Origin of the sequence: Nocardia sp. N2S4-5 (genome assembly GCF_044628355.1) — a bacterium.
GTDB lineage: Bacteria > Actinomycetota > Actinomycetes > Mycobacteriales > Mycobacteriaceae > Nocardia > Nocardia wallacei_B.
In genome coordinates this window covers 3,462,240-3,483,833 of the sequence record NZ_JBIUPM010000001.1, presented here as the reverse complement: position 1 = coordinate 3,483,833, position 21,594 = coordinate 3,462,240, and the positions used below count along the sequence as shown (strand labels likewise).

The following is a 21,594-nucleotide window of genomic DNA, read 5'->3' as shown; positions in this document are numbered from 1 at the left end:
GCTTCCGCGGGAAGCGAATTCGGCCCGGCGCGGCGGGGCTGACTTACGCGGTCGGGGCGAATGCCTCACCGATGATCTCGGCCTGTTCCACCGCGTGCACCTTGCTCGAACCCGAGGAGGGGGCCGACATGGCGCGGCGCGAGATCCGGCGCAGGCGGCCGAACCGCTCGGGCAGGAACTCCGGCAGGTTCAGGCCGAAGAACGGCCAGGCGCCCTGGTTGGCCGGCTCCTCCTGCACCCATGCCAGGTCGGTGGCGTTCGGGTAGGTCGCCAGCTTCTCGTTGAGCCGGTAGGACGGGATCGGGTACAGCTGCTCGATCCGGACGATCGCCACATCGTCCCGGTTCTTCTTGTTCTTCTCCGCGACCAGCTCGTAGTAGAGCTTGCCGGAGGTCAGCAGGATCCGCTTCACCTTGCTGCGGTCGCCGTCGCCGGTCTCGTAGGTCGGCTCCTCGAGCACCGAGCGGAACTTGGCGTCGGTGAAGTCCTCGATGTTGGAGACCACGGCCTTGTTGCGCAGCATCGACTTCGGGGTGAAGACGATCAGCGGACGGCGGATGCCGTCGAGCACGTGCCGGCGCAGCAGGTGGAAGTAGTTCGACGGCGTGGACGGCACCGCGACCGTCATCGAACCCTCCGCGCACAGCTGCAGGAAGCGCTCGATCCGGCCCGAGGTGTGGTCGGGACCCTGGCCCTCGTGACCGTGCGGCAGCAGCAGCACGACCTCCGACAGCTGACCCCACTTGGCCTCACCGGAGGAGATGAACTCGTCGATGATCGACTGCGCGCCGTTGACGAAGTCACCGAACTGCGCCTCCCACAGCACGAGTGCGTCCGGGTTGCCCAGCGAGTAGCCGTATTCGAAACCGACAGCGGCGAATTCGCTCAGCGCCGAGTCGTGCACCGCGAACCAGCCCGGGTTGGTGCTGCCGATGTTGTGCAGCGGCGTGTACTCCGCGCCGGACTTGCGGTCGACGACCACCGAGTGCCGCTGGGTGAACGTGCCGCGGCGGGAGTCCTGACCGGTCAGCCGCACCGCCCGGCCCTCGTCGATCAGCGTGCCGAAGGCCAGCAGCTCGGCGAACGCCCAGTCCACCTTGCCCTCGTAGGCCATCTCGCGGCGGCGGTCCAGCACCGGCTTGACGCGCGGGTGCACGCTGAAGCCCTCGGGCACATTGATGAACGCGTCGCCGATGCGCTGCAGCACCGACTTGTCCACGGCCGTGACGACGGTGCCGGGAACGGTCTGCTCCTCCTCGACGGACTCGCTCGGCTCCGGCGTGTACTTCTCCAGCTCCCGGACCTCGTTGAAGACGCGTTCCAACTGACCCTGGTAATCGCGCAGGGCGTCTTCGGCTTCCTTCATCGAGATGTCACCGCGGCCGATCAGCGACTCGGTGTAGGACTTGCGGACACTCCGCTTGGTGTCGATGACGTCGTACATGTACGGCTGGGTCATCGACGGGTCGTCGCCCTCGTTGTGGCCGCGACGCCGGTAGCAGATCAGGTCGATCACGACGTCCTTGTGGAACCGCTCGCGGAAGTCGGTGGCCAGCCGCGCGACCCAGGTGCAGGCCTCGGGGTCGTCGCCGTTCACGTGGAACACCGGCGCGCCGATGAATTTCGCGATGTCCGTGGAGTATTCGGTGGAGCGGCTGTTCTCCGGCGCGGTGGTGAAGCCGATCTGGTTGTTCACCACGATGTGCACGGTGCCGCCGACGCGGTAGCCGCGCAGACCCGACAGGTTCAGCGTCTCGGCGACCACACCCTGCCCCGCGAAGGCCGCGTCACCGTGCAGCATCAGCGGCACGACGGAGAAGGTGCGCGCCTCCTCGCCCTTGGTGACCAGGTCTTCCTTGGTGAGCAGGTCCTGCTTGGCGCGGACCAGGCCCTCCAGCACCGGGTCGACGGCCTCGAGGTGCGACGGGTTGGCGGTCAGCGACACCTCGATGTCGTTGTCGCCGAACATCTGGATGTAGGTGCCGTGCGCGCCGAGGTGGTACTTCACATCGCCCGAGCCGTGCGTGGCGGCCGGGTTCATGTTGCCCTCGAACTCGGTGAAGATCTGTGAGTACGGCTTGCCGACGATGTTGGCCAGGACGTTCAGGCGGCCGCGGTGCGGCATGCCGATCACGACCTCGTCGAGCCCGTGCTCGGCGCACTGGTCGATGACGGCGTCCATCATCGGGATGACCGTCTCGGCGCCCTCCAGCGAGAACCGCTTCTGGCCGACGTACTTGGTCTGCAGGAAGGTCTCGAAGGCCTCCGCCGCGTTCAACCGGCTCAGGATGTACTTCTGTTGCGCGACAGTCGGTTTCGCATGCTTCTGCTCGACGCGCTCCTGCAGCCACTGCAACTGCTCGGGGTCGAGGATGTGGGTGTACTCCACGCCGACGTGGCGGCAGTAGGCGTCGCGCAGCAGCGACAGCACGTCGCGCAGCTTCATCCGCTCCTGGCCGTGGAAGCCCGCGACGTTGAACTCGCGGTCCAGGTCCCACAGGGTCAGGCCGTGCTGGGTGACGTCCAGGTCGGGGTGGCTGCGGAACTTGTCCTTGACCAGGCGCAGCGGGTCGGTGTCGGCCATCAGGTGGCCACGGTTGCGGTAGGCGGCGATGAGCTCCTGGACGCGGACGCTCTTGTCGACGCCCCGCTCCTTGAAGTCCTTGCGCCAGCGCACCGGCTCGTAGGGCACGCCCATGCCGTGGAAGATCTCGTCGTAGAACTCGTCGGAGATCGCCAGCTGGTGGATGGTGCGCAGGAAGTCGCCGGATTCCGCGCCCTGGATGATGCGATGGTCGTAGGTCGAGGTCAGCGTCATCAGTTTGCCGATGCCGATCTCGGCCAGCTGCTGGTCGCTCATGCCCTGGAACTCGGCCGGGTACTCCATCGCGCCCGCGCCGACGATCGCGCCCTGACCCGGCATCAGCCGCGGCACCGAGTGGTTGGTGCCGATGGTGCCCGGGTTGGTCAGCGAGATCGTGACGCCGGAGAAGTCCTCGGCGGTCAGCTTGCCGTCGCGGGCGCGCCGGACGATGTCCTCGTAGGCGGTGTGGAACTGCGCGAAGGTCATCGACTCGCAGTTCTTGATGGCCGCGACGACCAGGGTCCGGTTGCCGTTCTTGCCGGGCAGGTCGATGGCCAGGCCCAGATTGGTGTGCGCGGGGGTGACCGCGTTCGGCTTCCCGTCGATCTCGGCGAAGTGCCGGTTCATGTTCGGAAAGGCCTTGACCGCCTGCACGATCGCGTAGCCGAGCAGGTGGGTGAAGGAAATCTTGCCGCCGCGGGTGCGGGCCAGGTGGTTGTTGATCACCAGGCGGTTGTCGATCATCAGCTTCGCGGGGATGGCGCGGACGCTGGTCGCGGTCGGGATGGTCAGCGACGACGACATGTTCTTGACGATGGCGGCGGCCGGGCCGCGCAGCACCTTCGACTCGTCGGTGGATTCGGCTGCCTTCGGGGCGCCGGTGGTCGGCGCGGCGTTGGAGGCCGGCGCCGGGGTGGTCTGGGGGGCGCGCGCCTGCGGCGGGGCCGCGGCCGAGGAGGACGCCGCGTTCACCTTCGGGGCGGGCGAGGCGGCGGCGGGCGCCGCGGGAGCCGCGGGGGCGGCAGCCGGAGCCGGTGCGGGCGCGGCGGCGGATGCGGGCGCGGCGTTGTTGGTCGGGGCGGCGGGCGTCGGAGAAACGTCAACACCCACCCGACCCGAGCTGTTGGTGTCACCAGTCGACTCCGGTGTGTAGTCGGCCAGGAACTCGTGCCAGCTCTCGTCGACCGACGACGGATCTTGCTTGTACTTCTGGTACATCTCGTCGACTAGCCACTGGTTCTGTCCGAACTGGGATGTTGAGCTGCTCACAGCAGGTGTTCGCCTCATTTCGTTCTTCGCGCTGCGACGTTTGTGACGTGCTCGGCACGGGTAATCGGCGTGCTACGCGCCGATGCGCCCTTTCTGAGGATAGGCCCAGCCCGGGCGGCGCGCCCCAGGGCGGTCTCCGCGGGTTTCTTCGAGTTGTGCAAATCTTTCGCTTGCGTTCTCGTTCCGCGTGCCGCGAGGCGTCATCCGACTGCCGGACAGAACCAGCCTCATATGTGTGACGACTCGTCCACGGGTGAGAATATTCCTTCGTCGGACCGTGCCGCCGACCACAGCCGGGAATAGATTCCGCCGGCCGCGACGAGTTCGGCGTGGGTGCCGGTTTCGGCGATCCGGCCGCGGTCCACGACGGCGATGCGGTCGGCGCGCGCGGCCGTGGCCAGGCGGTGCGCGACGATCACCGCGGTGCGGCTGTGCGCGGTGCCGGTGCGAGCGAGCGAACGGCCGGCAGCCAGCACTTTCTCCTCGCTGTCCGGGTCGAGCACGGCGGTGGCCTCGTCCAGCAACAGCAGGTCCGGATCGACCAGTTCGGCGCGGGCCAGCGCGATCAGCTGGCGCTGCCCGGCCGACAAGCCGCGGCCGCCCTCGCCGACCGGCTGCCGCATGCCCGCCGGGAGCGTGGCGATCATGTCCAGCGCGCCGACGGCCGCGGCGGCGTGTTCGATGTCCGCGGGGCGGGCGAAAGGTTTCCCGAATGCAATGTTGCTGGCAACGTCGCCGGTGAACAGGTGAGCTTCCTGCGGCACCGTGCCGAGCCGGGATCGGTAGTCGGAGAGGCGGTAGTCGCGGATGTCGGTGCCGTCGACGAGGACGTGGCCGATCGGCTCGCGGGGCAGATCGTAGAGGCGCGCAAGCAGTTTCACGATGGTGGACTTGCCCGCGCCGGTCTCGCCGACCAGGGCGAGGGTGGCGCCTGCGGGGATGTGTAGCGAAACACCGTCCAGTGCGGGCGTTTTCGCGTCCGGGTAGCGGAAGTGGACGTCGGCGAAGCGGACCTCGCCGCGCAATCGGCCGGGAACCGGGGTGGCCTCGGGTGAGTCGGGGGCGATCGAGGACGGAGTGCGCAGCAGCGCCTCGATCCGGCGCAGCCCGACCCGTGCCTGCTGGTAGCCGTCGAACACCTGCGACAACTGCATGACCGGGCTGAACAGCAGGCTCAGATACAGCACGAAGGCCACCAGGGTGCCCGCGGTGGTGGTGCCGTGCGCGACCTCGCGCGCACCCACGTAGACCACCGCCGCCTGCGCCAGGTCGGCCCACGCGATGACGAAGGCGAAGTACAGCGCGATCGCCCGCTGGGCCCGCATCCGGGCGCGGCGGTAGGCGTCGGAGTAGTCGGTGAACCGCTGGGCCGCGTGCGGTTCGTGCCGGTAGGCCTGGGTGGCTCGCAGTCCGGCGACGTTCTCCTGGAAAACGGCGTTGACCGTCGCCACGCGTTCGCGTGCGGCCGAATAGGCGGCCGAAGACACTCGGCGGAATATCAGCGTCGCGCCGATCAGCGGTGGCAGCGTGGCGAAGACGACCACCGCCAGGCCGGTATCGATCACCAGGAGCGCGACCGCGATGCCGCCGGCGGTGCCGATACTGATCAGCGCGGTGCCCAGCCCGGTCTGCAGGAACGTCGACAGCGCGTCGATATCGGTGGTCATCCGGGTCATGATGCGGCCCGACAACTCGCGCTCGTAGTAGTCGAGCCCCAGCCGTTGCAGGTGCGCGTAGCTGCGCACCCGTAGGCCGTAGAGCACCCGCTCCCCGCCGCGTGCCGACAGCAGCGTGCCGACCGCCTCGTCCACCCAGCTCAGCAGGACCAGCACCGCCCCGCCGAGCGCCGCGATCGCCAGCACCCGCCCGCTGCCCGCGGCCACCCCGTCGTCGAGCGCGTACCGGGTGAGGGCCGGAAAGGCCACGCCCACAGCGGCATCCGCGCCGAGCAGCACCACCACCGCGCCCAGCAGCCACCGCACCGGACGCAGCAGCCGCGCGAGCCGGAAGTCCGGCTCCGGCCGCTCCAGAGCGCGCTCGTCCATGCCGGGCGTCTCGGTGGCGGCGGGCAGGCGGGCGAGGTCGGCGCGGATCTCCGGCGGGACCTCCGCGTCCGCAGAACCGGCCGCGCCCGGTCCCTCGCGGGCGGGAGTTTCTTCGGTGCTGCCCCAGAGGTTGGCGGTGGTGGGGTGGTCCGGGGCGGGGAGGCGGATGATGCGGTCGGCGTGGGCGAGGGTGGATTCGCGGTGGGCCAGGATGATGGTGGTGCGGGCGTGGTCGCGGGGCAGGCCCGCGTAGATGGCGGCCTCGGTGACGGCGTCGACGGCGGACGTGGCGTCGTCGAGGACGAGGATGCGCGGGTCGGCGAGCAGGACGCGGGCCAGCGCCAGCCGCTGGCGCTGGCCGCCCGACAGGGTGAGGCCGCGCTCGCCGACCATGGTGTCGTAGCCGTCGGGCAATTCGCCGATGAACTTGTCGGCGGCGGCCAGTTCCGCGGCGCGCCGGATTTCCTCCGCCGTGGCATCGGGTCGGCCCAGGGCGATATTGGTGGCCACGGTGTCGGAGAACAAGAACGGTTCGTCGAACACGACACCCACCGCCGCCCGCAGATCCGCCGCCCGCAGATCGGCGATATCGACCTCGCGGGCGGGCTGCGCGCCGGACTCGCCGCGCAGCAGGATGTGACCGGATTCGGGGGCGAACAGGCGGGGGAGCAGCAGGGCCAGGGTGGACTTGCCGGAACCGGCGGGGCCGATGATCGCCACCGTCTCGCCGGGGCGCACCGACAGGTCGAAGTCGCGGAGCACCGGCCGGTCCGGATCGAATCCGAAAGTGACCGAGCGCATCTCGACGCCGAGCGGGCCCGGCGGCAGCGGGCGCGGCGCGGGCGGGTCGGTCTCGGCGGGGGCGGCGTCGATCACCTCGTAGACGCGTTCGGCCGCGGCGCGGGTCAGCTGCGCCATCACGATCACGTTCGACACGATGCGGGTGCTGGAGGCGAGCATGGTCACGTAGGCGGCGAAGGCGAGGAATGTGCCAACTCCGATCTCGTCGCGCAGCGCGAGCGTCCCGCCCAGCGCGATCACCACGACCATGCCGACCTGCGGAATCGCGGCGATGGTCGGGGCGAAACGGGAGTCGATGCGGGCCGCCCGCATGCGTTCGGCGTACAGCCGCCGGCCGTGGCCCTCCAACAGGTGCACCATCCGGGACTCCTGTCCGAAGCCCTTCACCACGCGCACCCCGGTCACGGTCTCCTCGACGTGCTGGGCGAGATCGGCGGCGCGCTGCTGCGCCGACCACGTCGCCGCGTGCAGCAGCGGCCGCGTCCGGTACACCACCAGGCCGAGCGCCGGAACCGTCAGCAGCGCGACCGCTGCCAGCAGCGGTGACAGCACCAGCATCACCGTGGCGGCCAGCACGAAGATGAGCAGCGAGGCCGCCGACAGCGGAGCCATCGCCAGCAGTCCCTGCACCAGTTGCAGATCGGTGATCGACCGCGACACCACCTGCCCGGTGCGCAGCCGGTCCTGACCGGGTCCGTCGTAGCGGTGCAGCGCCGTGAGCAGCTGCACCCGCAGGGCGTGCTGCACGTTCAACGCGAGCTGCCCGGCCAGCCAGCGCCGCCCGTACGCCGTCGCGAACCGGGCCGCCGCCAGCAGCACCAGCACCAGCGCGATCACGCCGATCGCGTGCAGATCCCCGGCCCGCGCCCGATCCAGCGCCTGCTTGGCCGCCAGGGGCGCCGCCGTCTCCGCCACCGCCCCGACCACGATCGCGGCGATCACGCCCGACAGCAGCCGCGGATGCGCGCGGCACGCAGCCCACAACCGGCGTATCCAGCCGGGTCGGCCCCGTGTGTTCGTGTCGGCGTCTGTCATGTCGAGTCGACGTTACCGACGCCGACCGACACCTCCGTATTCCTCGCTGTGGCGGAGGGGCGGGGCAGGCTCAGATCTCGCGGGTGCGCAGGTACCACCAGGCCGCGGCGCCCGCCCCGGCCGCCCAGAGGGCCAGGATCACCAGGCCGGCCGCGCTCGGCGGGAGGAAGGGGCTCTCGGGAAACGAGCCGACCGCGACCGTGCCGATGGTTGCCGAACCCGGCAGCAGCACCGCGAGGCCCGGAATACCGACGCCCTTCAGCACCACCCACAGCAGCGGCTCGACGATGATCAGCCAACCGGCGAGCACGGCCACCGCCGGAACCACCGCGCGCAGCAGCAGTCCGAGGGCCGCGCCGAGCACGCCCCAGCAGATCGCCGCGAGCAGGCCGCCGCCGAACACCTCCGCCAGCCGCGCCCCGAACTCGGCCTTGTCGCGTCCGAACGCCAGCAGCCCGAGTGCCGCACCGACCTCCACGGCCAGCGCCAACAGCAGCGAATACCCTGCGGCCACAGCGATTTTCGCGCCGAACAGCAGATCGCGGTCGGGCGTGAACAGCGCGGTCAGCGACATACCGCAGTGTCGGTACTCGCCGCCGGACGCGATCGCCGCGGACACCGCCGCCGCCCCGAGCGCGACGATCACACCCAGATAGACGCCGATGGTCACGGTCCCCGTCGCCAATTCTTGCTTCTCCTGCGGGCCGCTGCCCATGATCGCCGTGACGGCGGTAGCGACGAAACCGACCGCGCCGCAGAGCGCGAGCAGCGTCCAGTTCGCCCGCAGGGTGCCGATCTTGCGGATCTCGGCGGTCGCGGCCCGGCTCACGTCCGGAGGCAGGGTCAGGATCATCGTGGCATCCCGTAGGGCATCGCAGGGGCGGGCGGAACGACGGTGGAACCGCGGGTGAGCGCCGCGAGCACCCGATCCGGGTGCACGGGTTCGGCGATCAGCTCGGTCAGTTGCACCCGGGCGCTCGTCGCGGCGGCCTCGATCTCGGTCCGGGACGCCTCCGCGACGGCCAACCGTCCGTCCGAACGCATCACCGTATCGGTGAAGCCCTGCGCGGCCAGCGTCGTGGCCAGCGCGATCGGACTCGACGCCCCGACCACCAGCCGATCGGGGTGACTGCGCCGCAACCGGCGCGGACTGCCCTGATACACCACCGCGCCGTCGCCGAGCACGATCAACTGGTCGGCCACCGGCACCACGGCGGCCAGGCTCTGTGAGGTCAGCAGGGTGGTGCCGCCACGGCGGGCATGCCCGCGCAGATAGTCCGACAGCCAGCCGCGTTCGGCCGCGTCGAGCCCGGCCAGCGGATCGTCCAGCACCAGCAGCGCCGGGTCGCCCAGCAGCGCGATCGCCAGCGCCAGCCGGGTCTGCACCCCGACCGGCAGCGCCCGCACCCGCTCCTCGGCCACCGACTCCAGGCTGGTGAGCGCCAGCAGCGCGTCGACCTGCTCGTCGGAAACCCCTGCGGCGCCGGCGAATACGCGCAACTGGCCGCGCACCGACCGGGCCGGATGCAGCCCGCGCGGCTGCAACATCGCACCGACCGGCCGGGCCCACCGCCGCGCACCCGACCCGGGCCCGCCGATCGCGGCGGTGCCCGAGGTCGGCGGCAGCAGCCCCAGCAGCATCCGCACGATCGTGGACTTACCCGAACCCGGCGGTCCCACCAGCGCCGCGGTACTCCCCGACGGCACGGTGAAACTCACCTCCCGCACCGCGTTCAGGCCCTCGAACCGCTTGCTCAGCCCCGTCGCCGCGAAGGCCAGTGGTCGCGGCGCGTTCATTGCTGCCCGGTGGCGTCGTTGCCCAGTGCGGGCAGCGGATCGGCGTCGATGACCACCGGTCCGGGCCACGTCACCGGGGCGGGGCCGAATGCCTTGCGGGCGTTGGCAATCGTGCTCTTGCCGAGCGCGCGGTTACCGAAACCGCCCACGGCGGCGCCGATTCCGGCGGGCAGCACCTTGCCGAACATGAGCGCGCTGCGCTTGGCGATGAACTGCACCACGAACCGCTTCATCAGCGAATCGTTCATATTGCGGACGCCCGGAATCTGGTTGGCCAGCAACGTTCCCCAGTTCTTCGCCGAATGGCCGACGCTCTTCTCGACGATCTCCATCCCGCTCTCGCCGAGCACCACCGCCAGCACCAGCGCGCGGCGGCGCTCCTTGTCCTCGGGCGCGATGCCGTGCACCGCCGCCACCGCGAGGGTGAACACCGCCGACGCCTCCAGGAAGAACGTCGTCTCCGCGCTCATCGCCGCGAGCGAGGCGATCGTGCCGACGCCCGGTATGGCGGCCGTGGCGCCGACCGCGGTGCCGCTGCTCGTCACCGTCGTCAGATAGATCCGCTCCAGCCGCTGGATGATCTGCTCCGGGCTCTCACCCGGATGCGAGCGCCGGAACCGGTCGACGTACTTGGCGACCGCGGGGGCCTGTAATTGCGCCCCGTTGTCGAGCAGTGCCTGCACCGCCTTCTCCGCACCGCCCTTGAACATCTTTTCGCTCCTGTATTTTTGGCGCCGCCTTCGGCGTCGCGGGTTTTCGGCGCCCTTGGTCTCGGTTTTCGGGTGCCGCTGCTGGCTCCTTCGTCGCTTTGCAGCGGCACCCGAAAACCGAGACGCGCCGAAAACCGTGGTGGTTGGGTTCCTTTGGTTAGTGTATGGCTGGAAATTGTGGTGATTTTGGGTCCTCACCGGTGGGTAGCGGGTGAGGGCCGTTGTGAGTTGGTTCCTATTGGTGTGTGTACCCCATTGATAGTGCATCAACGGGGTGGTTTGCGACGGTGGTCGGTGTGTTGTCGGTGGGGGACGAATCGGGGGTGGGCTGGTTGGGGTGGGGGGCTTAGGGTGGGGATGTGAGTGGTGTCTCCGAGGGTGCTGGGGGGCTGCCTGATCCTCGGCTGCGGGCATTCGTTCGTGGCTACGAGGGGTATCTGCTGCGGGGGTTCGAGGGGGGCACGCATGTGGGGATGCCGGGGACCGATCTCACCGTGATCATCACCATCGATGAGCCGATCGACATCTCCGTCTCGCCGGAGCCGGGGCAGGGGCCGGGGAGTTGGGAGGCCATTGCCAGTGGGCTCACCGTGCGGCCGTGCACCGTCGCGCACAACGGGTTTCAGCACGGCATCCAACTGGCGGTGACGCCGCTGGGGGCGCGGGTGCTGCTCGGTGCGCCGGTTGCCGAGCTCGGGTCGTGGATCGTCGATCTGACCGATCTGCTCGGTGCGGACGCGCGGGAGCTGCGCGAACGGGTGTCGGCCACCTCGGACTGGCCGGAGCGGTTCGCGATCCTGGACGAGATGCTGCTGCGCCGTGCCGCCGACACCGCCATCGACGCCAATCTCCGGCGTGCCTGGGAATTGCTCACGGCGCGCTGCGGACGGGCCCGGGTCGCCGAGGTGGCCGACGAGATCGGCTGGAGCCGACGGTATCTGGCGAATCGGTTCGCCGCCGAGTTCGGGGTCACGCCGAAGGACGCCGCGCGGCTGGCCCGGTTCCAGGCCTCGCATCGGCTGCTGCGGTCGGTCGCCTACGACTCGGCCGGGCCCGCGGCGTATCGGCTGGACGTCTCGATCGGCGAGGTGGCCGCGACGGTCGGCTACTACGACCAGGCGCACATGGCGCGGGAGTGGCGGGAGCTGGCGGGCATGCCGCCCTCGGCCTGGCTGGCCGCCGAGCAGTTCCCATTCGTCCAAGACCCCGATGTCGGGGCGCTGCGAAGCTCGGATACATGAGCGAGACAACAGCAACCGGAACCAGCACACGCACCGGCACGGCGCTGTGGCCGTGCCTGTCCTACCGGGACGCGCCCGCGGCGATGGACTTCCTGCGGCGCGCCTTCGGCTTCGCCGAGACAGCCCGCTACGGCGACGGGGACGTGGTCGAACACGCCGAGATGAGGCTGCCCGGTGGCGGCGGCGTCATGCTCGGCACCACGCGGCCCGGCTCGGCGCTGGAACAGCTGCCGCCCGGCACCGGCGCGGTCTACGTGGTCATCGACAACCCGGACGAGCTGTACGCCCGGGCCACCGCCGCCGGCGCCACCATCACCCAGGAACTGCGCGACGAGGACTACGGATCCCGCGGCTTCACCTGCCGGGATCCCGAGGGCGTGTTCTGGAGTTTCGGCACTTACGCCGGAACCCCGGGCCACCACTGAACTGCGGCCCGGATACCGGAGAACTCAAGCGGGGGTGTGACCGGCCGGGACGCGCTCGGACTCCCGCGGCGGCGGTGGCGGAGTGCCGTCGCCGAACGGCCGCCCGCCGAGTTCCTCCCGGCCGTGCGGGGTGAGCCAGTTCGACAGATCCGGGCCCTTCGGGACGATCCGGCTCGGGTTGATATCGGCGTGCACGATGTAATAGTGCTGCTTGATCTGGGTGAAGTCGACGGTGTCACCGAACCCGGGCGTCTGGAACAGGTCGCGGGCGTACGCCCACAGCACCGGCAGCTCTGTCAATTTGTTGCGGCTGCACTTGAAGTGCCCGTGATAGACGGCATCGAAGCGCACCAGCGTCGTGAACAGCCGCACGTCCGCCTCGGTGATGGTGTCGCCCACCAGGTATCGCCGGGTCGCCAGGCGCTCGGACAGCCAGTCCAGCGCGGTGAACAGCCGGTCGTAGGCGGCGTCGTAGGCGTCCTGCGCCCCGGCGAAGCCGCAGCGGTAGACACCGTTGTTGACCTCGGTGTACACCCGGCGGTTGACGGCGTCGATCTCCTCGCGCAGCGCCTCGGGGTACAGCTGGGGCGCGCCCGGCCGGTGGTACCGCGTCCACTCGGTGGAGAAGTCGAGCGTCATCTGCGCGTAGTCGTTGGTGACGACCTGCCCGGTCGGCACGTCGACCACCGCCGGGACGGTGATGCCGCGCGGGTAGTCGGGGACCCGCGCGAAGTACGCGTCCTGCAGGAAGTGGATGCCGAGCACCGGATCCACCCCGCCCGGATCGAGATCGAAGGTCCAGCTGCGCTTGTCGTGCGTCGGCCCGCACAGGCCCAGCGAGAGCACATCCTCCAGCCCGAGTAACCGGCGCACGATGATCGTCCGGTTGGCCCACGGGCAGGCCCGCGCGGCGACCAGGCGGTAGCGGCCGGGCTCGACGGGATATCCGTCGCGGCCGTCGGCGGTGACCCGGGTGGTGATGTAGTTCGTGTCCCGCTTGAACTCGCCGGGCTCGATGTAGGTGGCATTGTCGGACGGCGTGGAACTCACCGGACCAGTCTCGCAGATCGATCTTGTGTCCGGCATCGCCGCGCACGGCGGGCGCGTCTCGCCCGGGTGTTCCGTCCGGCGGCAGGGCCCGGATACATTCGGCCGATGAGCGATTCGAAACCCACCCGCCTGGACCTCGTGGAGACCGACAAGGGCGCGCAGCTGGCCGTGCTCACCATCGACAGCCCGCCGCTGAACCTCTTCGACCGGGCGATGCTGGAGTCGCTGGCCGCCGACATCGCCGAGCTGAGCGCCCGGCCGCCGCGCGCGGTGCTGCTGCGCGCCGAGGGCAAGGTGGTCTCCGGCGGGGTGGACGTCAAGGTCTTCGACGGGCTCTCGGCCGATCAGGGCGCCGAACTGTGGCGGTCGCTGTTCGAGCAGATCATCCATCCGCTGGAGGCGCTGCCGTGCCCGGTGGTGTTCGCGGCGCACGGGCTGACGCTGACCGCGGCCTTCGAGATCGCCCTGGCGTGCGACATCATCCTGGCCGGGTCGACGGCCAAGTTCGGTCTGGTGGAAACGGTGGTCGGGCTGACCCCGTCGATGGGCGGCCCGCAGCGACTGGCCGAGCGGGCCGGTTCGGGCCGCGCGCGGGAACTGGTGATGACCGGCGACCTGTACGGCGCCGGGGAATTGGCCGAGTGGGGCGTGGTCAACGCCGTGCACGAGGACGTCGACACCGCGGCCCGCGCCCTCGCCGCCCGGCTCGCCGACGGCCCCACCCGCGCGCACGCGGCGACCAAGCGCATCGTGGCGGCGTGGCGTTCCGGCGGTGTGGCGCACGCGGATTCGGTGACACCGGAGGTGTCGGGCGACCTGTTCGCCACCGCCGACCTGCGCGGCGCGGTCCGCAGCTTCCTGGAGGTCGGACCGGGAAAGGCGACCTACACCGGACAGTGACCCGGAACCGACTGGGACACGTTTGCCGACTATCCGCCCGAGTTTGTGATCTGAGTCATATAGTCACAGATGCCTGCCGGATCGAGGCGCTCGGAGGGACCCATGGCGCAGTTGTTGGTCGAATACCCGCAGTCGCGAAACACGGGGTGCGGCAACCCCCTTGCGCGCGGCGCCGACGGCGTGCTGCGCTACGGAAACCTGAATCCCGCGCTCACCGAGCTGCTCGACGTGCAGGTGCACTCCTTCTCCGGGCGTGAGGCGGTCGTCGAGATCGGCGGCCCGCGGCTGACCTATCGGCAGCTGTGGCACTCCGCCTCGCGGATCGCGGGAGGTTTGCAGGAGCACGGAATCGGCTACGGCGACCGGGTAGCGGTGCGGATGCCGGTGGGTGCGCGGTGGGTTCAGGCCTTCCTCGGCGCGTTGCTGTCCGGGGCAGTGCCGGTACTGGTGCACGACGGCCTGTCCGACGAGGCCGCCGCCCGCGTCCTGTCCGACAGCCGGGCGGATTTCGTACTGGGCGGCGGCGCGGGCGCCGAGCTGCCCGACGGCGCGGCGTTCATCGACGACGGCGCCTCGCTGAGCGAGCTGGCGCTGCTGTGCTACACCAGCGGCGCGGTCGCGCACGAGGACCCGGTGCTGCCCCGCGGGGTGGAGCTGACCAACGAGAACCTGCTGTCGGCGGTCCGGTCGATGGTGGGCGCGCTGGATCTGCCCACCGACGGGCTGCGCAATCTGGTGCTGCTGCCGCTGGCACACGCGAGCGGCTGCGTCGATCAGCTGCTGCCGACGTTCGCCGTCGGCGGCACGGTGGTGCTCGTCCCGGATCCGGCGCTGGTCGCGGAAACCATTGTGGCCGAACGCATCGACACGGTGGCAGCGACGCCGCGCATCTTCGCCGGGCTGCTGCCCGAACTGGCCGGCTTGCGGGCCGAGGGCGTGCGGCAGGTGTGCAACGCCGGGCATCGCACGGAGCTGGCGGCGACCGACCCGGGCACCTCGGAGGTGGTGGCCGCCGCGCTGCGCGAGGTGTTCCCGCTCGCCCGGCAGTGGTCGGTATGGGGTGCGACCGAGACCAGCGGCATCGGCCTGGCCCTGGCCGATCAGGGCGAGACGCTCCCGGCCGACCTGCTCGGATTCGCGTTCGGCGGTACGGAACTGGCGCTGTGGGGACCGCACGCGGCGGCCGGGCACGGCGAGTTGCTCTGTCGCGGCCCCAATGTCACCCCGCGCTACTGGAACGACCCGGAGACCACCGAATCACGTTTCACCGGTTCGTGGTTCCACACCGGCAACGAGGTGGACATCGACGAGCGCGGTCTGGTGCATCGCGCGGGATAACTCTTTCCCATCCCGGAATGCCTATTCGAGGAGGCGATCGCGCAGGCGGTTGCGGAGGTCGTCGGTGAAACCGATGGCGGCCGAATAGCCCTCGAGGTCGCCGTACAGCCGGTGCATCGAATCCGTGCCCTCCGCAAGGTATTCCGGGGAGACGCCGAGCACGTCGAGCGGAAGTGTCACGCGCCCGCCCGAATTCAGCTCGACATCGGCACGCAGCGCGTCCACGGCGTCGTTGCTCAGCAGGTAGTCCTCGAGCAGATCGGTCTCGGCGACGCCGACCGCGCGCAACAGCGTCGCGATCGCCCAGCCGGTGCGGTCCTTGCCGGCGGCGCAGTGCACCAGCACCGCGCCGTCGCCGCGGACCAATGAGCGCGCGATCGAGACGATGGCCACACCGGCCTCCGGCATCGCCGGAAAGGACCGATACACCTGCAGCATCTCCTGCCAGGGCTCGTCGTGCACCACCTCGTGCGGTGGCTGCTCGCCGATGCGGGAATCGAACGGAGTGTGCTCCAGGCGCACTCCGGCGGGCAGCAGGTCGGCGCCCAGGTGGCGGATCTCCTCGGGTCCGCGCAGGTCGTGGACGGTGGCGAGGCCCAGTTCGCGCAGCGTGGCGTGCCCGTCGGCGTCGACCCGGCACAGCTGCGCCGACCGCAGCAGCGCTCCGGTGCGGACACGCGCTCCGCTGTCGGTGCGAAGGCCGCCGACGTCGCGGTAGTTGAACGTGCCGGAGACGAGAAGATGATCGGGGCGCGCGATGGTCACATTTCCAGGCTATCGGCGGACCGGTAGCGCGCGGGTGTCGTTCTCCGTTGTGTGATCTGCCACAGCCGAACGGCACTGCGGGTAGCGAGCGCGTAGAGTCTTGTCGGTTACGGGTAGTGATCCCCGCGGATATCGATATCCGCTGGATCGCGCCGCGGTCCCGGATGGGTAACAAAACATTCTTTCAGTCTGAAAACACCCAACGAACCTGGTCTTCGTCCCCGAAAACCCTCTACCATTGATGAATGTTGATACGGGTCGACCGGGTTGGTATCCGGTGCGATCAATGCGGATCCGCAACCCGTTGTGAGCGAGCCGCGCAGGCGAGGTGCGCGCGTTCTTTCGCCCGAGGGAGTCGTCGTTGAACGCTAGTGGAGAAATTATCGAGGTACGGCCACATCCGACCGTCGAGGAGGCGGTCGACAAGGCAGCCACCGCCATCGAGTGCACCGGCACGCGGGCATTGCGAGTCCTGCTGCATGCCGGGGTCAGTGCGCTGTGGCCGGCCATCAAGGCCGCGCCGCACAAGCAGATCCGTACCTACGAGTCGACCATCGCGGCGCTGCGCCGCCGCTGGGCCAACCGCAACGAGCCCGTGGCGGACCCCGCGGTCGCGGCGCTGTTCCGGGACCTCGACGCCGAGGTCGGGGCCTTCCTGAGGTTGTGCGCGGAGCGGTCGAACACCGAATGGCTGGAGCCGGTCGAGGCGATCGCGGCGTACTCGGTGGCCGTGATGCAGGGCACGGTGCTGCGCTGGCTGGCCGACTGCGACGACGAGACGACGCTGGTGGTGCTGGACGACCTCGTCTCGAGCCTGTCCACCAAGGCCGTCGACCGCTGACCGGCAGCCCGCCGGGCTCGTGATTCCCCACAAGTTGGACGGTTGACCAGTAACGCGGTTACGTGGTTGAGTGGTACGGATGACAGACCTGTCGCCGATCCCCGGCCTACAGTCCGCCACCGCAGACTTGGACCCGCCGCTGGCCGCCCTCGACCTGGCCGCCCTGCGCGCGAATGCCGCGGACCTCACCCGCCGCGCCCGCGGCGTGCCGATCCGGGTGGCGAGCAAGTCGGTGCGCTGTCGCGCGGTGCTGGAAGAGGTACTGGGCCCCGAGCTGACCGCGTCCGGCGGATTCGCGGGCATCATGGCCTATTCGCTGCGCGAGGCGGTCTGGCTGGCCCGCCAGGGCGCCCGTGACATCCTGCTCGGCTACCCGAGCGTGGACCGGGCCGCATTGGCCGAACTCGGCGACGACGAGACCCTGCGGGAATCCATCACGCTGATGGTCGACGACCCCGCCCAGCTGGAACTGATCAAGACGGCCGTGGGCAGTGCGCGGGTGGCGCCGCGGGTGTGCCTGGACGTGGACGCGTCGCTGCGCATCGGCCCGGTGCACCTGGGCGTGCGCCGCTCGCCGATCCGCACGCCGGAGCAGGCGGCGCGGCTGGCCCGCACCGCCACCGAGCGCGGCTTCCGCGTGGTCGGCGTGATGACCTACGAGGCGCAGATCGCGGGACTGCCCGACACCAACCCGGCCGTGCGGCTGGTGAAGCGGGCCTCGGCCGCCGAGATCGGCAAGCGCCGCCACCGGGTGCTCGACGCGGTGCGGTCGGTGGTGGGTGAGTTGGAAATCGTCAACAGCGGCGGCAGCGGATCGATCGAGGTGAGCGTGGCCGATGCCGAGATCACCGAGGTGACCGCGGGCTCCGGGCTGTACGTCCCCACGCTGTTCGACGGCTACCGCGCCTTCACGCCGCGCCCGGCGCTGTACTTCGCGCTGCCGGTGCTGCGGCACCCGGCGCCGGGCCTCGCGACCGCCTTCGCCGGTGGGTACATCGCCTCCGGTCCGGCCGGTCCGGCGCGGATGCCGAAGCCGGTGTGGCCCAAGGGCTTGCGACTTATCGGCACCGAAGGCGCGGGCGAGGTCCAGACGCCGCTGACCGGCGCGCGGGGGCTGGCGATCGGGGACCGGGTCTGGTTCCGGCACGCCAAGGCGGGCGAATTGTGCGAGCGTTTCGACAGCATCCAGATCGTCGACACCGACGGCACCCGGACCACCGTCCCGACCTATCGCGGCGAGGGCCGGAACTTCGGATAGCGTTGCGGCACGGGCACTCCGGCCCGGCTACGGCGACACCAGCTCCAGGAAGGTCGCTAGGTCCGCGAGCTGTTCCCGGGTCTCGGGCAGATACTCCGTCAGCAGCGGCGAGTGCACGACCAGCGCGCTCCACAGCGCCCGCGACACGACCGTGGTGAGCCAGTGCCGCGACAGCAGGGTATCGATACCGTGCGGGGCCTCGGCGGGGGAGGAACTGGTCATCGACACCAGCACCACGGCGGCCTCCCGGCCCGCGAACCGTTCGGCGGTGCCGACCAGCACATCCTCGATCCGGGCGCGGGACAGCAGGGTTCGGATGCGCGCGGCCTGCGCGTGGTACGGCGTGACGACCAGGATGTCGTGCGGATGCAGCCGACGGGTCACCGCGCCCTGCCGCCACGGCAGCCCGAGCAGCCCGCGCACCCGGCGCACGATCTCGCGGGCCTCCTCCGCGGATTCGGTGCCGTTGCCGTGATGTTCGACCGGGATCGACCGCACGCCCGGCGGCACGCCCTCCAGATCGCGTGCCAGCGTGACGGTTTCGGTGGACCGCAGGCGGCCGCCGTAGCGCAGCCGGGACACCGGCTCACACAGCCGCGGATGCATTCGCCAGGTGCGGTCCAGGAAGTAGCCGAATTCCGGTGGCAGCGTGGGTCCTTCGCCGACCAACCGGCCCAGCGCCGACTCGTACACCGGTTCCGGGTGGGCGCCGTGCGCGGGCAGCGGCGCGGGATCGCCGAGCAGCAGCAGATTCCGGGCCGACGCGGCCGCGGCGACCGCATCGGCGAGCGGGAAATGGCCCGCGTCGGCCACCATCAGCAGGTCGAGGCAGCCCGGCGCGACGCGTTCGGCATCGGCGAAAGCGCTGGGCAGCCCGCCGATCACGCAGCCGTTGACGGCGTTGTCGAGGAAACGCGGGTAGCGGTCCGGGGCGATGGACAGCCATTCCGGCGCCACCGCGCGGGCGTCGGACTTCGCCACCAATTCGGGGAGCACACCGACCCGCACCAGCCCGTCGAGCACCTCCTCGACCGCCCAGTGTGATTGCGCGACAACGCCGACCCGCCACTTGTAACGGGTGACGAGGCGCTCGATCACCCGGGCCGCGGTATCGGTCTTGCCGGTGCCCGACGGGCCCTGTACCGCCACATAGGAATCGTCGAGGTCGAGCACGGCGGCGGTGACGGCGGCGGCATGGTCGCCGAACACCTCCGGCAGGGCGTGGGCGGTGCGCAGCCGCGGCGGGCGGCGCAGCAGCAGGTCGAAAGCGGCCGTCGCGGGAATCTCCGGGAGCGTCATCAACAGGTGGTGCCCGGCGAATTCCAATGCCGCCTCGATGTTCTCGTCGCGGCCGGGCAGACCGGGCACGATCGCGACCGGCAGATCGTCGTACGGGGCGCAGCCCTCGGGCAACAGTTCCTCGACGCGCACGGTGTCGTCGAAATTGTCGTCCAGCGCGCAGCCGAGCACGGTGGCCGCGGCGGTGGCCCGCCGTCCCGGCACGGCCCGCATACCGGGCACGGGGTGGTCGTAGAGGGTGCGCACGGCGGTCCCGGGCGGCGGTGCGCTGCCGGTGCCCAGGCGTCCGGTGAGCTTCAGGTATCGCCGCATGGGTCCGTGGCCGGTGCTGTGCCACTTGGTGTCGACGGAGCCCCAGTCGGCGACGAGAACGCCCGGGGTGTCGGCCCATTCGGCGATCGGGCGGTGCAGCCGGTCGGCGTGGGCCCAATGCAGCGGCTGGCGTTCGCGGCGGCGGTAGCCCAGTGCGGCGGCCATCAGCCCGGCGGCTTGCTGTGCGGGCGTGCGGCATCCGGCCGGTTCCGGTGTGGCGTCGGCCGTTTCCGCCGGCTCGGCGCGGGTCGCTCCCGTCATGCCCTCGAACGCGAATTCACGCAGCGCCGCTTCCACCGCGGCCGGCGACTCGGCGGGTGTCTCGCGCGGCGCGGGCGCGGCCCGAATGTCGTTCTCGGCGGCCAGTTCCCGCAGCCGGTCGCGCAGGCGGGCGATGCGCGCGCACTCCGATTCCAGGTCGTCGCAGGCGGATTCGCTGCCCAGCAGGCCGCCCAGGTCCGCCAGATCGTAGGACCGCTCGCCGACCACCAGCGCCGACCGCACGATCGGATACAGGTCCACCAGGGCGCCGAGCAGGTCGTCGGAGATCTCCTCATCGGCGCCACAGCCCGCGCACAACTGCGCCAGCAGCGGGCGAGCCGGTGAACGGTAGTGGTAGATGCGCAGTTCGGGATGGCGCTGCTGCCGGTCGGCCAGGAATTCCAGCAGGGCGGCCGGATCGTCGTGCAGGCCGAAGGCGTGGAACAGGATCGCCGCGGCGTCCTCGCCCTCCTCGGTCGGACGCGCCGGCAGCACGCCGACGCCGACGACGGTGGCCGGGGTGCCCGCGAGCGCGAGGAAGACATCGCCCGGCGAGGACACGGGCAGCGCGGCGAGCGCGGCCGCGTTGGTCAGGGCGTACACCGGCTCCCCGGTGCGTTCGCCGCGCAGCTGCATCTCGGCCTGGCGGCGCAGCGCCGCGAACGTCTGGGTGGCGACCCTGGTCACGGCGGCATCGGAATGCACCAGCCGGTCCACCGTGGTGATACCGGCGTCGCGCAGCTGCGCCCGCACCGTCGGCCGCATCCCGGCCACCAGCAGCAGATCGCGTCCGGTCACCAACTCCGTGGTGCACGTCGTGCATTCCCCGCACGCCAGGTACCGGCGGTCGCCCCACTGCACCGGCAGCAGTTCGTTCTGCTTGGCCTCGAGGACGGCCGCCAGGCGCCGCCGCCGCGCGGCGTACACCCGGGCCGCGTCCGCCAGCGGGTACTGCGACACCGAGCCGTCCGGGTGGCGGACACGCAGTGCGGGGTCGACCCGGAAGCCCATGTGCCGCAAGGCTTCCGCGCACGCGGCCAATTCGAGCAGGGTGGCGATCGGCGCGTCGGCCCGCGCGGGACCGTAGAGGGTGTAGCAGGCCGATTCGAGGGGGAGCACGGGAAGTTCCGGTACCACGCTCGCGGAGTGCTCGTCGCCGGAATCGCTGCGCACCAGGGCCGCACAGCGGGCGGCGAACGCGCCGTCGAAGAAGACGCCCCCGGCGATCGCGTCCGCTCCGTCGCGCAGTGCGGCGGCCGTCCGCTCGTGCGCCCGGTACAGCGCCGCGACGGTTTCGGCCGCGGTGCCCGGTTCCGGCGCATCGATTCCGACGACATCGAGTCCGGGCAGGTCGACGGCCTCGTGTTCGGGCAGCAGTACACCGGCGCCGGCCTCGACCCGCGCTACCAGACCCAGTTCGGCATCGAGCGCGCGCAGCAGCGCGAACTCGCAGTGCGCCGCCGCCACCAGGTCACCGGTGCTGCACACGACACGATCACCGACCAGAATCAATCGCGGCCCTCCTGCGCCTCGGACACCCGCACCCGGCCGTCGCGTTCTTGTGTGCCGAGTCGCGACTCAGCGTAATCAGTCGAGGTAGAACGGCGTGGCGTGAGGGGGGCGTGTCGTCGTATGGTCTGGACGGGCGCGTGTGAAAAGACAT

At 70.6% G+C, this 21,594-nt stretch carries 14 protein-coding genes; 6 read left to right on the top strand and 8 right to left on the bottom strand.

The window, feature by feature from the left end; all coding sequences use genetic code 11:
- Nucleotides 1-43 precede the first annotated feature (43 nt).
- The 5 genes from ACFMRZ_RS15815 to ACFMRZ_RS15795 form a co-directional block, all read right to left on the bottom strand.
- Nucleotides 44-3,871, bottom strand: coding sequence for a multifunctional oxoglutarate decarboxylase/oxoglutarate dehydrogenase thiamine pyrophosphate-binding subunit/dihydrolipoyllysine-residue succinyltransferase subunit (locus ACFMRZ_RS15815; RefSeq protein ID WP_400179759.1), 3,828 nt, complete (start codon nucleotides 3,869-3,871; stop codon nucleotides 44-46).
- Between the two features lie 209 nt (nucleotides 3,872-4,080).
- A complete protein-coding gene (locus ACFMRZ_RS15810; protein WP_400179758.1) occupies nucleotides 4,081-7,734 on the bottom strand; it encodes an ABC transporter ATP-binding protein in 3,654 nt (1,217 codons plus the stop codon).
- Nucleotides 7,735-7,804: 70 nt separating this feature from the next.
- A complete protein-coding gene (locus tag ACFMRZ_RS15805) occupies nucleotides 7,805-8,587 on the bottom strand; it encodes an ABC transporter permease (RefSeq protein WP_400179757.1) in 783 nt (260 codons plus the stop codon).
- A complete protein-coding gene (locus ACFMRZ_RS15800) occupies nucleotides 8,584-9,531 on the bottom strand; it encodes an ABC transporter ATP-binding protein (protein ID WP_400179756.1) in 948 nt (315 codons plus the stop codon). The genes ACFMRZ_RS15805 and ACFMRZ_RS15800 overlap by 4 nt, the downstream gene beginning before the upstream one ends.
- The gene (locus ACFMRZ_RS15795) at nucleotides 9,528-10,241 is read right to left on the bottom strand and encodes a hypothetical protein (RefSeq protein ID WP_280272016.1); all 714 of its coding nucleotides are present in this window, start codon (nucleotides 10,239-10,241) and stop codon (nucleotides 9,528-9,530) included. Before ACFMRZ_RS15795 ends, ACFMRZ_RS15800 begins: the two co-directional genes overlap by 4 nt.
- Before the next feature lie 359 nt (nucleotides 10,242-10,600).
- Here ACFMRZ_RS15795 and ACFMRZ_RS15790 point away from each other — a divergent pair, with 359 nt between their 5' ends.
- Together ACFMRZ_RS15790 and ACFMRZ_RS15785 are read left to right on the top strand one after the other, a co-directional pair.
- Nucleotides 10,601-11,482, top strand: a complete 882-nt coding sequence (locus tag ACFMRZ_RS15790) for a helix-turn-helix domain-containing protein (protein WP_400179755.1) — start codon at nucleotides 10,601-10,603, stop codon at nucleotides 11,480-11,482.
- Nucleotides 11,479-11,907 carry a VOC family protein gene (locus tag ACFMRZ_RS15785; protein WP_400179754.1) on the top strand — a complete coding sequence of 143 codons (429 nt, stop codon included), beginning with the start codon at nucleotides 11,479-11,481 and terminating at the stop codon, nucleotides 11,905-11,907. Before ACFMRZ_RS15790 ends, ACFMRZ_RS15785 begins: the two co-directional genes overlap by 4 nt.
- Before the next feature lie 24 nt (nucleotides 11,908-11,931).
- Here ACFMRZ_RS15785 and ACFMRZ_RS15780 read toward each other — a convergent pair whose 3' ends face one another.
- Nucleotides 11,932-12,993: a glutathione S-transferase family protein gene (locus tag ACFMRZ_RS15780; protein ID WP_400179753.1), complete on the bottom strand. Its 1,062-nt coding sequence runs from the start codon at nucleotides 12,991-12,993 to the stop codon at nucleotides 11,932-11,934.
- 69 nt (nucleotides 12,994-13,062) lie between these two features.
- Between ACFMRZ_RS15780 and ACFMRZ_RS15775 the strand changes: the two genes are divergently transcribed.
- Both ACFMRZ_RS15775 and ACFMRZ_RS15770 read left to right on the top strand, forming a co-directional pair.
- Nucleotides 13,063-13,857: an enoyl-CoA hydratase/isomerase family protein gene (locus ACFMRZ_RS15775; protein ID WP_280362011.1), complete on the top strand. Its 795-nt coding sequence runs from the start codon at nucleotides 13,063-13,065 to the stop codon at nucleotides 13,855-13,857.
- Nucleotides 13,858-13,959: 102 nt separating this feature from the next.
- Nucleotides 13,960-15,195: a class I adenylate-forming enzyme family protein gene (locus ACFMRZ_RS15770; protein ID WP_400179752.1), complete on the top strand. Its 1,236-nt coding sequence runs from the start codon at nucleotides 13,960-13,962 to the stop codon at nucleotides 15,193-15,195.
- A 21-nt stretch (nucleotides 15,196-15,216) separates the two neighbouring features.
- Here ACFMRZ_RS15770 and ACFMRZ_RS15765 read toward each other — a convergent pair whose 3' ends face one another.
- The gene (locus ACFMRZ_RS15765; protein ID WP_400179751.1) at nucleotides 15,217-15,960 is read right to left on the bottom strand and encodes a tyrosine-protein phosphatase; all 744 of its coding nucleotides are present in this window, start codon (nucleotides 15,958-15,960) and stop codon (nucleotides 15,217-15,219) included.
- Between the two features lie 361 nt (nucleotides 15,961-16,321).
- On the opposite strand from ACFMRZ_RS15765, the gene ACFMRZ_RS15760 reads away from it, so the two are divergent.
- Nucleotides 16,322-16,801, top strand: coding sequence for a TetR family transcriptional regulator (locus ACFMRZ_RS15760; RefSeq protein ID WP_400179750.1), 480 nt, complete (start codon nucleotides 16,322-16,324; stop codon nucleotides 16,799-16,801).
- A 79-nt stretch (nucleotides 16,802-16,880) separates the two neighbouring features.
- Complete coding sequence (locus ACFMRZ_RS15755; protein ID WP_400179749.1) at nucleotides 16,881-18,059, top strand: alanine racemase; 1,179 nt, start codon at nucleotides 16,881-16,883, stop codon at nucleotides 18,057-18,059.
- Nucleotides 18,060-18,086: 27 nt separating this feature from the next.
- On the opposite strand, the gene ACFMRZ_RS15750 is transcribed toward ACFMRZ_RS15755, so the two are convergent.
- Nucleotides 18,087-21,443: an AAA domain-containing protein gene (locus ACFMRZ_RS15750; RefSeq protein ID WP_400179748.1), complete on the bottom strand. Its 3,357-nt coding sequence runs from the start codon at nucleotides 21,441-21,443 to the stop codon at nucleotides 18,087-18,089.
- Nucleotides 21,444-21,594 lie beyond the last annotated feature (151 nt).